Origin of the sequence: Streptococcus sp. 2022WUSS083, assembly GCF_044427155.1 — a bacterium.
GTDB classification, from domain to species: Bacteria; Bacillota; Bacilli; order Lactobacillales; family Streptococcaceae; genus Streptococcus; species Streptococcus hashimotonensis.
In genome coordinates, this window is record NZ_JAOTGK010000001.1 from 42,431 (window position 1) to 54,864 (window position 12,434).

8 protein-coding genes are annotated in these 12,434 nt (G+C 44.9%); 3 read left to right on the plus strand and 5 right to left on the minus strand.

The genetic code is table 11. From position 1 onward, the window contains the following. Positions 1 to 130: 130 nt before the first annotated feature. Positions 131 to 469: a thioredoxin domain-containing protein gene (locus ODU41_RS00220; protein ID WP_105141431.1), complete on the minus strand. Its 339-nt coding sequence runs from the start codon at positions 467 to 469 to the stop codon at positions 131 to 133. Positions 470 to 740: 271 nt separating this feature from the next. On the opposite strand from ODU41_RS00220, the gene ODU41_RS00225 reads away from it, so the two are divergent. The 3 genes from ODU41_RS00225 to ODU41_RS00235 all read left to right on the plus strand — a co-directional run bounded on the left by ODU41_RS00225 (position 741) and on the right by ODU41_RS00235 (position 4,236). Beyond that, on the plus strand, positions 741 to 1,199 hold the full coding sequence (locus ODU41_RS00225) for a CtsR family transcriptional regulator (protein ID WP_105121436.1): 459 nt from the start codon (positions 741 to 743) through the stop codon (positions 1,197 to 1,199). A gap of 3 nt (positions 1,200 to 1,202) precedes the next feature. After that, a complete protein-coding gene (locus ODU41_RS00230; protein WP_105141432.1) occupies positions 1,203 to 3,653 on the plus strand; it encodes an ATP-dependent Clp protease ATP-binding subunit in 2,451 nt (816 codons plus the stop codon). 94 nt (positions 3,654 to 3,747) lie between these two features. After that, on the plus strand, positions 3,748 to 4,236 hold the full coding sequence (locus ODU41_RS00235) for an adenylyltransferase/cytidyltransferase family protein (RefSeq protein ID WP_044693845.1): 489 nt from the start codon (positions 3,748 to 3,750) through the stop codon (positions 4,234 to 4,236). Between the two features lie 99 nt (positions 4,237 to 4,335). Here ODU41_RS00235 and dusB read toward each other — a convergent pair whose 3' ends face one another. The 4 genes from dusB to gshAB all read right to left on the minus strand — a co-directional run bounded on the left by dusB (position 4,336) and on the right by gshAB (position 12,186). Next, the gene (gene dusB / locus ODU41_RS00240) at positions 4,336 to 5,340 is read right to left on the minus strand and encodes a tRNA dihydrouridine synthase DusB (RefSeq protein WP_024386122.1); all 1,005 of its coding nucleotides are present in this window, start codon (positions 5,338 to 5,340) and stop codon (positions 4,336 to 4,338) included. Then, on the minus strand, positions 5,333 to 6,199 hold the full coding sequence (gene hslO / locus ODU41_RS00245; RefSeq protein ID WP_014638696.1) for an Hsp33 family molecular chaperone HslO: 867 nt from the start codon (positions 6,197 to 6,199) through the stop codon (positions 5,333 to 5,335). Before hslO ends, dusB begins: the two co-directional genes overlap by 8 nt. Positions 6,200 to 6,278: 79 nt before the next feature. Continuing rightward, complete coding sequence (locus tag ODU41_RS00250; RefSeq protein ID WP_398578521.1) at positions 6,279 to 9,398, minus strand: DUF6359 domain-containing protein; 3,120 nt, start codon at positions 9,396 to 9,398, stop codon at positions 6,279 to 6,281. A gap of 556 nt (positions 9,399 to 9,954) precedes the next feature. Beyond that, positions 9,955 to 12,186, minus strand: coding sequence for a bifunctional glutamate--cysteine ligase GshA/glutathione synthetase GshB (gene gshAB / locus ODU41_RS00255; protein ID WP_398578522.1), 2,232 nt, complete (start codon positions 12,184 to 12,186; stop codon positions 9,955 to 9,957). Positions 12,187 to 12,434: the final 248 nt, after the last annotated feature.

A 12,434-nucleotide genomic window follows, 5' to 3' on the forward strand; every position in this document is an offset into this window, starting at 1 on the left:
TGGCAAAATCGGTCTTAGGGCGGATGTCGGATATGCTTGATTCGGTTATACTAGTATCAATCCTAAATATTTTTCATAATCTCCTTAAAAAGCACCGGCCTTGTGGTCGGTGCTTTTTGTCTGTTATGCATTAGTCTTGAATAAAAGCCGCAATCTCACCTTCCGTCATGCTGGAGTCGCAACGGACTTGGACGCCAGTAGGTTTAGCGACGAGGAGACCTGGGACGGTAGGAACTTGGTAGTGGTCGCGAAGGGTCTGGAGTTCTGGACTGATTTGGCTGGAGTCGAGGAAGTGGATGGTTACTTGCTTGTCTTGGGCTACCTTGTGGAGTTTTGGCGCAAAGCGGTTGCAGTATGGACAGGTGCTACGTCCGATGAAGAGAACAGCCCCCTCTTTGGCGGCTAGAAGGTTCTGTGCCTGCTCCACAGTCACACTTGTAAAGTCTTGAATGTAATCTTGAAAGTTCATGGTATAAGATATAAAGGGCCTTAAGCGGACACAGATAAAATAGGGAACAGAACGACGACTAGTTCTCGTTTATCTTTTTGGCCTAGTCCGTAGCCCGTATTCAGTTCAACTAAATACGGAAGCCCTAGTCCTTTCTGTTTTTTTTCTTTTATTATAGGATAAAGCAGAGCAGATTTCAAAATTCTGCTACGCTAGTTGCTAGGCTTTTGCTTTCAAAATTCGTCATTTTAAGGTATAATGGTCAAAGATAGTCAAAGAAAGAGGCGATACTATGGCGATGAAGAATACATCGGATTATATAGAAGAGCATATCAAAGCCATCTTGGACCAAGTCAGTGTAGCTGAGTTGCGTCGAAGTGAATTGGCCAGTCGGTTTGAAGTGGTGCCAAGTCAGATTAACTACGTCATTAAAACCCGTTTTACAGCCAGCCGTGGCTATATTGTTGAGAGTAAGCGTGGTGGTGGTGGTTATATCCGAATTGGGCGGATTACCTTTTCGGATAAGCACGAACTGGTCCATGATTTGTTAAACAATATGGGTGAGCAGTTGTCTGCGACGGTTTATGCGGATATTTTACAGCTCCTTTTTGATGAAGGATTGATGACAGAACGAGAAGGCAATCTCTTTTTGTCCACAGGAACTGATGAAATATTAGGAAAAGATGCAAGTACTATTCGAGCACGCATGATGCGTCAAATACTACGACGTTTAGATAGGAAAGAGGAATAATTCATGAAAATTTCAACTGGTTTACAGCGGGTTTTTGAAGATGCCCAGTTAGTGGCCCAACGTTATGCCTGTGATTACTTGGAAACCTGGCATGTTCTCTTGTCTTTCGTTATCAACCATGATACAGTCGCTGGCGCTGTTTTGGCAGAATATCCTATTTCAATTTCTGACTATGAACATGCAACTTTTGTTGTGACCGACAAGGTCTATCGTGAAGAGTTGGATAGTTTTCGTATTTTACCATCTTCTAAACGTTTGGATGAAACAGCTAGTTTTGCCAAGAAAATTGCAGAAGTCGTCAAGGCTAAGGAGCTGGGAACAGAACATTTGTTTATGGCTATGTTGTTGGATAAGCGGTCAACAGCTAGTCAGATTTTGGACAAGGTAGGTTTTTGTTTTGAAGACTCAGATGATAAGTTTCGTTTCTTGGATTTGCGTAAAAACTTGGAGGCACGTGCGGGATTTACCAAAGAGGACCTTAAAGCTATCCGCAGTGTGATGAAGGGTGGCAAAGCCAAACCTACCAATATGGGACAGATGATGGGAATGCCCCCAGCACCTCAAAGTGGTGGATTAGAAGACTACACTCGTGATTTGACAGCTTTGGCGCGTGAAGGGAAGATTGAACCTGTCATCGGTCGAGACGCTGAGATTGCACGGATGATCCAAATTCTATCACGTAAAACCAAGAACAACCCAGTTCTAGTTGGTGATGCTGGTGTCGGAAAAACTGCGCTTGCTTTGGGTCTTGCTCAGCGTGTTGCTGCAGGTGATGTCCCTGTCAGCTTGGCTAAGATGCGGGTTTTGGAACTTGACTTGATGAATGTTATCGCTGGAACTCGTTTCCGTGGTGATTTCGAAGAGCGGATGAATAATATCATCAATGACATCGAGGAAGATGGTCAGGTCATCCTTTTCATCGATGAGTTGCATACCATTATGGGTTCTGGCTCGGGGATTGATTCAACCTTGGATGCAGCCAATATCCTCAAACCAGCTCTTGCTCGTGGCACCCTCCGTACGGTCGGAGCGACGACTCAGACAGAGTACCAAAAGCATATTGAGAAAGACGCAGCCCTGGTTCGTCGTTTTGCCAAAGTGACCATTGAAGAGCCGACAGTTGAGGACAGTATTGCCATTTTGACAGGGCTTAAAGGTACTTTTGAGAAATACCACAGGGTCCGTATTGGACAAGCAGCTGTAGAGACTGCTGTGACCTACGCTAAGCGGTATTTGACCAGTAAAAACCTGCCAGATTCTGCCATTGACTTGCTGGATGAAGCCAGTGCAACGGTACAAAATCGAGTGAAAGGGCAGGCTGAGGAAACAGGACTGACGAGCATAGACAAGGCCTTGATGGATAAAAAATATAAGACTGTCAGCAAGCTTTTGATTAAAACGAAAGAAGATGCCGAGGCTAGTCAAAACTATGACCTTGAAGTAACAGAAGAAGATGTTTTAGAAACACTTAGCCGCTTGTCAGGTATCCCAGTAGCCAAGCTTAGCCAATCAGATACTAAGAAGTATCTGAATCTGGAAGCAGAATTGCATAAGCGTGTGATTGGGCAGGAAGAAGCTATTTCTGCTGTTAGCAGAGCTATTCGTCGTAATCAGTCAGGGATTCGTACAGGTCGCAGACCGATTGGTTCCTTTATGTTCTTGGGACCGACTGGTGTCGGTAAGACAGAGCTTGCTAAAGCCTTGGCGGAGGTTCTCTTTGATGATGAATCTGCTCTTATCCGTTTTGATATGTCTGAGTATATGGAGAAATTTGCGGCCAGCCGTCTCAATGGAGCGCCTCCAGGTTACGTGGGCTATGAAGAAGGTGGCGAATTGACGGAAAAAGTTCGTAACAAACCTTATTCTGTTCTTCTTTTTGATGAGGTTGAAAAGGCTCATCCAGATATTTTCAATGTTCTCTTGCAAGTCTTGGATGATGGTGTCTTGACAGACAGTAAAGGGCGCAAGGTGGATTTCTCCAATACCATCATTATCATGACCTCAAACCTTGGAGCGACTGCCCTGCGCGATGATAAGACAGTAGGTTTTGGTGCCCTTGATTTATCTAAGGACCACAAGGAAGTGGAGAAGCGCATTTTTGAGGAATTGAAAAAAGCCTATCGTCCAGAATTTATCAACCGTATTGACGAGAAAGTTGTCTTCCATAGCCTAACGGAAACTCATATGCAGGATGTTGTCAAGGTCATGATTAAACCTTTGTTGGCTGTAACAGCTGAGAAAGATATTACTCTCAAACTTCAGCCGTCAGCCCTTAAGTTATTGGCTAAACAAGGGTACGACCCAGAAATGGGGGCTCGTCCTCTTCGTAGACTCTTGCAGACCAAGTTGGAAGATTCGTTGGCAGAAATGTTACTCCGTGGTGACTTGACTACTGGTTCGACCTTGAAGGTTGGGGTCAAGGGTGAAGAGCTCAAGTTTGATGTGGTAAAATAGGTGGTAAAATGCTAGAACTAAGACTGCTTTTAGAAGCAGATTGTGAGGACTTTATCTGCCGCAATCATATAGTTTCGGATGTGAAAGGTAAGGTATGAATCAAACCGTAGCAGTCGTTTTCGGAACCTTTGCCCCTATGCACAAGGGACATTTGGATTTGATCGAGCGAGCAAAGTTGGCTTGTGGTCAGGTTTATGTGGTGGTTTCAGGATATGACAAGGATCGAGGAGATAGGATAGGTTTAGATCTGACCAAACGATTTCAATTTGCTCAAGAGCAGTTTAAGGAAGATGATTTTGTCGAAGTTCGTGCCCTGGATGAGACGGACTTGCCTCCCTATCCAGATGGCTGGGACCTTTGGTTAGAACGCCTGCTTGGTTTATTGGACTTGTCAGAACATCAAGTACCAGTCTTCTATGTGTCTGAGGAAGAATACGCTCAGGAACTGCATAGTCGAGGCTATCAAGCGTATTTCAGTCCTAGAAAATTTGGTATTTCAGCGACTCTCATTCGCGAGAATCCAGAGAAGTATCGAGACTACATTGCCCCTGCCTTTATTGACTTTTTTGCTGAGCAGGAATAATGTGCTCATACAGAAAAAAACGCATAAAATCAGGTCATAACCTTGGTTTTATGCGTTTTTCTGTTTCATTGTTAGCGAGTTTTAACCTGCCAGTTTATCTTATTTAGCAATCCGTTCTTGATAGGCTTCTCGTGCTTGGTCAAAGAGTTCTTGGACCTGCTCGATAGTCTCTGCTCGGGCAACAGCTCCACGGATCTTGGCTGCACCTGCTGAGCCACGGAGGTAGTGAGGAGCAAGACCACGGAATTCACGAACGGCAATGGACTCACCCTTAAGATTGGTCAATCGGGTCAGGTGGTCGAAGGCGACATTGAGTTTGTCGTCAAAGGAGAGGTCGGGCAGGACTTCTCCTGTTTCAAGATAGTGGTTGATTTGATTGAATATATAAGGATTTCCCATGGCAGTCCGTCCGACCATGACAGCATCGGCACCGACTTCTTCGATTCGCTGGCGGGCATCTTCTACATTGCGGATGTCTCCGTTTGCGATGAAAGGAATCTTGGTCAGGCTGCCAGCTACCTTGGTGAGGGTTTCCAGGTCAACGGTTCCTGTGTACATCTGCTCGCGGGTCCGTCCGTGCATGGCCAGGGCAGCCACACCGGCACTTTCTGCGGCCAGGGCATTTTCGACCGCTAGGTCGGTATTGTTCCAACCCGTCCGCATTTTAACAGTCAAGGGAATATCGAGGACCGAGGTCACTTCCTTGATGATGTGGTAAATTTTGTCAGGGTCCTTGAGCCACTTGGCACCAGCTTCGTTTTTAACGACCTTGTTGACAGGGCAGCCCATGTTAATATCTACGATATTAGCCTTGGTATTGGTCTGGATGAAGTCGGCAGCCCGTTTTAGTCCTTCGGCATCGCCACCGAAAAGCTGGATGGACATAGGGTATTCGTTGTCGTCGATATGGAGCATGTGGAGGGTCTTCTCGTTGTTGTAGAGAAGGCCTTTTTCAGAAATCATTTCCATAACGACTAGACCTGCGCCCATTTCTTTGGCAATGGTACGGAAGGCCGAGTTGGTCACGCCGGCCATTGGGGCCAGCACGCAGCGATTGGGGATTTCCACATCACCAATCATAAAAGGGGTATTGAGATTAGCCATTGATGAGTTCCTCCAAATCGTTTTCGTCAAAGTGGTAATGGGTCTGGCAGAATTGACAGGTGATGTCCACGCCCTTGTCTTCTTCTTTCATCTCTTGCAGGTCCGCTTTTGGCAAGCTTGCTAGAGCATCGAGGAAGCGGTCTTTAGAGCAGTCGCAGACAAAACCGATTTCTTCTTCTGACAGGCGTTTGAAGTCGTCGTCGCCATAAATGGCGGATAGCAGAGCTTCCATGTGGTTTTCAGAAGCCAGCAAGCTTGAAATGGCAGGCATTTCTTGGATGCGTTTCTCGAAACGGGCAATTTCAGCCTCGGTCGCGCCTGGTAAAACTTGTAGCAAGAAGCCACCAGCTACCTTGACCTTGTCTTCCTCGTCCAGCAATACATTGAGCCCCACCGCAGATGGGGTCTGCTGGCTGTCTGTCAAGAAATAGGCAAAGTCTTCACCGATTTCACCAGAGATTAAGGGTGTCATGGAGTTGTAAGGATGACCTGTTCCGTAGTCTGTGATAACTAGGAATTGACCATTGCCCACGAGAGGCCCAACGATGACTTCGCCAGTCGCCGTCCGTTTGTAGTCTAAGTCTGGATTTTGAATGTAGCCCTTGACCTGTCCTTTGGTATTGGCAACGGAGATGATAGCCCCAACAGCACCGCTGGCCAAGATTTTCAGGGTGATCTTGGTGTCGCCTTTTTCATTGGCAGCCAAAATCTGATTGGCAATGAGGGTGCGACCCAGAGCAACGGTTGATGAAGCCATGGTGTCGTGTTTTTCTTGGGCTGTTTTCACGGTTTCTGTGCTATCTAGCACAAAGGCACGGAAATGCCCGCTCTTTGATAGTGTTTTAATAATTTTATCCATAACTTTAATTATAGCACAAGTGGAGGTGGAGCAGTAGAAAAATGAGCCTGAAAGTCATGCTTTCAAGCTCAAAAAATGATTAGGATTCTTTTTGTTTTTTGACAAGGCAGGCGCTCAAGATTACGAGACCGATTGTGATAAGTACAAAGCTTGTTTCTCCTCCTGTCTTTGGAAGGATTTTCTTTTGACTGTTTTTGGCAGTAGGGGTCACGGTTGTTTGTCCCTTGTCTGTAGCGCCAGAACGGTCATCAGCATTTACAGCTGTTTGATTAGAAGTTGAAAGATTTGTTGGCTTGTTATTGTTGGTCGTACCATTGTCATCACTATTATTGACTGTTCCTGAGTCATCTGTCTGCTTGTCGCTTGGTTCTGGTTGAGTTGGTTCTTGTGCCTTTGTCACATCCAGTTGTACCAATAGTGGATCGTGGTCAGAAGCTCTGCCATGTTCTTCCATAAAGGCTGAATTGACATGGACCATATCAAAGGCATAGCGCTCCAACAAGTTAGTTGATACTAGCATATTGTCAAGAGACTGATTGTTTCCGTTATAGAAGTAAGAGAAGCGATCTGATGCATCGTGACGACTAACGAGGTTAGCCATTCCTCCTGTTTCTAAAATTTCTATGGTTTTAGTAAATTCATAGTCATTGAAGTCGCCTAGCATAACGATATTAGCATTTGGATTTTGAGCTAAGCCTGCTTTTGTAAAGTCAGCGATAGTTTGTGCTAGTATGTGGCGTTTTTCTTCGGACTTGAAGCTGACAGGTTGGATTTTTCCGTAGAGACCATTGTCACCGCGTTTTGAGTTGAGATGGTTGGCAAGGACAACGACTTTCTCACCTTTGAAGACGAATTCAGCTGCAAGTGTTTTGCGGACAGCTGCCCAAGCAGGGTTGGTTGGGTCGATTCGGCCCAGGCTGAGATTGAGTTCGCCGTTTTCCCATGCAACTGCCTGTGTTGCGGTACCGATTGGTTTGTCAGATAGGCTGACACGTTTTGAGTTGTAGAGGAAACCGACGCGAATATTGCCTCCTTCCTGTCCGCCGTCTTTGTTGTTTTCAGGAGCAATATCCACATAGGTATAGGTTGGTCCGCCGGCTGCTTGAATGGCTGCAATTAGGCGCTCAGCACTCTTACTAGCATCAGTTGTGCCGTCATTTGTAGCACCGTTGTTGTCCTGCACTTCAATCAATCCGATAATATCTGGAGAATGTAGGTCTGAAACAAAGGATTTGGCAATGCGTTGGACTTTAGCGTCTGATGTTGACTTACTGTCAGCAGAAAAGTTTTCAATGTTATAAGAAGCGATAGTCAGCTTGTCATCATTTGGGATAATGGTTGTTGTTTCTGGTTTTGTAGCTCCTTCGTGCAAGGTTGGAAGGGTGCTATCATCTACATAGACTTTATAATTGGTGTAAGAGTAGGTAACTGGTCCAGCGATACGACCGGTGAAATAGTCTCCTGATTTGACAATCTGTTTTCCATTTTTCAAAAGGAGTGGAATGATATTGGTATTATTCCCTTCAGGGCGAAGGTTGACGCCTCCAACATTATTTAAAGGAAGTTGACTAGTGGCAGGAGTGACATAGATTTCCTTGTTTTTTAGTGGACCAAGGATTTTTGCATCATCCACGGCAACCACCATGCCTTCAACGGATTCCCAGAAATCGAGCGCATCTTGTTCTGGATCAAATTGAGCCAAACCGTCGTTGTCAATAATATCTGCTGGGATGGTCCGATCAAGACCAAGGACTATAGGAGATGGTACAGGTGCAGTCCCATCCACAGTTACTTCAGTAGCTCGAATTTGTGTGATGGTTAAGTCTGTTTCCCCACGTTCTGTATAACCTTTTCCGAGGTATTCTTCTACACGTCCTGCGATAGTGACAAGATCTCCTACCTTGACATTTGTTTTTAATTTGTCAGTAAAAATATTAATACCGTCAGATGTTTTGACGTCTCCATCTGGTGTGACATCTTGTACGTAGAAGTTATTGGCAGAGGTAACGTAGGTTACTACGACGTTTTTAAGAATCACAGATTGATTGGTTAGAGGTGATTGGTGACTTGCACCTTGAATGTGACCGACTGTTACAGTTTCGGTCTTGCCAGGTGCTGTTTCTGTTGTTGCCTTTTCAACGACTTCAAAATGAGAAAGGTCAAATGGTTTTAATTGTATTTTTCCATTATAGGTGGATAAAATAGCGGTTAGATTAATCTTATCTCCCTTGTTGATATGGTTCAAAAGATCAGCCGTTTTGATACCTGTTCGACTATCTAAACGCACATCCACAGTTTGTCCCTCGGAATCAGTTACGGTAAAGGTAGAATTTTGATAGCTATCGCTTTGAATATCTCCGACAGTCAAGTTTTTTAGAGAAACTAGTGTTGCCTGTGCTTGCGTTGCTAACTGAGCGATGTTTGTTTCTGTAATGGGAGCGTTGAAATTCTCAGATATAGCCTTGTGGTTGCTAACTGTGGTTAGTTGGAGTTCGCCTTTATACTCACCCAATGTTCCTGTTAATTGGACTGTATCACCAGGCTGATAGCCCAAGGCAGCCCCAGGGTAGATATAGATACCAACACCGTCAGAACCCTGGAGGTAAAAACCATTTCCTCCCCAACTGTTTACTAGGCTAATAATTTTACCAGAGACTGTGTACTCTGTTCCTTGTGCACCGGAACGAACAGTAGCAATCGGTGTAGAAACAAGGTCACTTGACTCGGTAGTCGTATTTTCACTTGTTGGTGGCTGAACATTAGTAGAAGATGAATCTACGATTTCAATCGCTGTAGCTGGTTTGATCCCAGCTCGCTTCATGTATGTATCGCTAGTTCCTGTGATGCGAACCAATTTTCCGACTAGTTCGGGATGATCAACGAGGTTGAATTGGCTGCGAAGTGGTTCCTTTAGTTGAATAGGGATAGTGTCGGCGGCCGCAGTATCCATGCTTGCACCAAGGGCTAAATTTGTTTTGTTGGTAGCGTCAAAAGCGGTTCCGCTACTATTAAGTGGTGCAATAAGATAGCCTTGTATCGTGACTTCCGACTTGGTTATTGCAAGTGACGGATAATTCTCTATCGCCACTTCAGTAGCGTGCACAGATGGTATGGGCGAAGTGGCGAGACTAAGCAAGAGTCCGGCTGTTACCGCTACAGAACCTACGGTATAGAAGAGAGAACGGTTTCTAATCTTCATATAAAACTCCTTTTTGTTATATATGGACGTTATCAAAACGTCTGCGGTTGTTATATACATATAGTTTAACAAAAAATGAGTCGTTTGGAATACTTTTTCTGGATATAATACGGATATTTTTAAAAAATCAAATGAAATAGTAAAAATACATTGGGAAACAAAACAAATAACGAACGATTAGATTGGATACTAGGAATTGGTTCATAAAAAAGCACCGAGATATAAATGATTATCTTGGTGCCATATTCATTTTGTTTAACATTAGTTGGGAGGTTTTGTGAAGGAAGAAAGGGGCAAAGCAGATATATAGTCCTTTAGTTGACTTTTTTACTTCGGCGCAAGAGGGACTTCGTTTCTGCCTTTTCCGCTTCAAACAATCCACTGGTTTGTTTGAACTCGCTTTGCCGTACTTTATAGAGAGGTAAGTCTGATTTCCAACCTAGAATGTTCTAGCAACCTGCCGCTATTGAGGCGAACTCGCTTTGCCCTATCTCCGGCCTTCAAAAGTTCCACGAACCTTTGAAGTAAGTACTAACAAAGTAAGGAAAATGGGAAACTATAGCTCTGGAAATAATTTTTTCAAAATCTTCGGTGTAATGCTCTGTCCAGGTCCTGCGTAAGTATAGGTGTGCAGGTACATGGCAGGGTTGAAGTTGAGCTCAATACAGGTGCAGTTGGGCTTGTCTTTGCTGGCTGGCTTGGTGCGGTCGGGGATAATCAAGTCCACACCGCAAGCCCAAGCTCCCATAGCAGTCGCCATATCAGCGGCCAGTTGCTTGTAGGACTCGTCCATCTGGTCAGTCATATCGATGGAGTCGCCACCCGTTGAGATATTGGAATTGCCACGCAGAAAGGCTTGAACGCCCTCTGGCAAAACTGTATCGGGTGTGTAGCCTTGTTGCTCCAACATAAGCAGTTCGATGTCGCCCAAGTTAATGATCTCCAGCGGTGAACGGTGGTCACGCCCTCGCAGTGGATCTTGGTTTTTTTGGTCCACCAATTCACGGATGGTTGAGCTACCGTCCCCCACGACATTGGCCGCGACGCGGAGCAGGACAGCCTCGCACTTGCCATCAAGGATGAAGAAACGGTACTCGGTTCCCGCCACGAATTCCTCCACAAGCACATGGCTATCTTCCGAAAAGGCGATGTCCAGGGCTTTTTCATAGTCCGCAAGGCTGGCTGGCTCCTGGAAGATAGAGATGCCAAGGCCGAAGTTGGTAGATTTTGGTTTGACAACAATAGCAGAGCTGGCTACCTGCCCGTAGTACCGCAGGGCATCTGTCTTGTTAGCAAATTCAGCTCCCGCAGGTACTGGAAAACCAGCCTGGTCCAAGATTTTCTTAGTCACGACCTTGTTGGCCATGGCTAGAGGAATGACGTAATTGTCCTTCGAAGTCATGTTGCCATTTTTGATGTACTCGACATGGTTACCATGCCAGAGTTTGAGAAATTGGTCTTCTTCATCCAAAATCTCCACGTTCAAGCCCAGCTGAATGGCGTCAAAGAGAATCATCTGGGTGGAGAGTTCCATGTTTTCATAGCCCTTGAGGGCGTAAGGGGCTGTCCAAGCGTATTCATGGAAAGTCTTGCCTTGCTGCTGACCGAACTTTTCTAGAGACCCATCTTCAACCTGCTCTGCTATTTTTCCGGAAAGGGTCAAACGAGGGTCTTGAAGTGCTGCCTCCGCATGTGCAATGAGTTGGCCATAGTAGTCATCCAGTCCAAAGTGTAGAACTATGGCTTTCATGGCCGTCAAGATTGGCGTGGCATCGGCATCGTTAGGTAGAGGTGTGTGTGGGTGACTGAGGGCGATGAGATTGTTAAGTTTATCTGCTTTTGCTAAGGTGTTATCAACATCTGTCAGTTGGTCTAGCCAAAGAAGAGATAAGATAAAGAGGTGGACTGTATCAAGGGTTTCTTGACTAATAGCAAGCGGGTCATAGGGGTTCAGGTCGAAGGACCGGAATTCTAAATAAGAAATCCCCTTGCTGAGGTAGTCACGGCTAGTCTTTGCTCCACGTAGTCGGACGGAAGAGTAAAATTCCTTCTCAGCGGATAGTTGACCAGATTGGACAGCTTGTTCGATGTCGGCCACGTACTGTTCGAGAGAAGAAAAGGAAATATGAACATCATCGGAGTTGACATAGCCGTACTTGGAATTACGAATGGAACGGACGCAACCGACTTCCGTGGTTAGGAATCCTTTTTCGGCTAGGCTACTTGCCCCATATAGGTAGGTTAAGAGCCACCGATAGTTGAGGAAGTTTTGTGCTAATTTGAGGTAGAGGGTATTTTTGAATGCGATAAAGTCTGTTTCCTTGCTTAATTCAAAAAGTTGTTGGGTTAAGTCTTTTCCTAATTCAAAATTATAATGGATGCCAGACATAGACTGGACGAGCTTGCCATAGCGTTCTCCCAAACCGACACGATATTGGTACTCATAGTCGCTATCTAGTTGAGCAATTTGGATTTCTTCTTCTGAAATCACAGGTGGCATGGATAGGGGCCAGAGGTATTCTTGCCTGTCCATAGAACGTGCGGCAACATCTGTAATGGCTCCCAGTAGGCGACGAGCTTCCTTTGTCGACTGAGCGATTGGTGTAATCAACTCTAACTGTGGCTCGCTGTAGTCTGTCTGGATATAGGGGTGGAAGCTACGAGAACCCAGTTTATGAGGATGGGGAGTTTGTGCAACTCTGTGGTTTGAATTGATGCGAAGTGATTCGCGCTCAATTCCAAAAGTAGCCTGAAGAATGGGGCTGTTTGGTGATAATTTTTGTAACATACTAAGTCCTTTATATTTCTGTCAAAGTCTTATTCCAATTTTATCTAGATTGGAGGGCAAATACAAATTTCTGCTACGTTTCTGGTGAAAAATGTACTGAAAATCACTGAAAGCAAACAAAGACTTCGGATTTCTCTGTCAAAAGCATATTTACACATGTCTATCTCGTGTGTTTAATCGGATTTTTTTGAAATATACTTTTAAAAAAATAAAAACATTCGCCATATATGAAATTATTGGAATTTCTT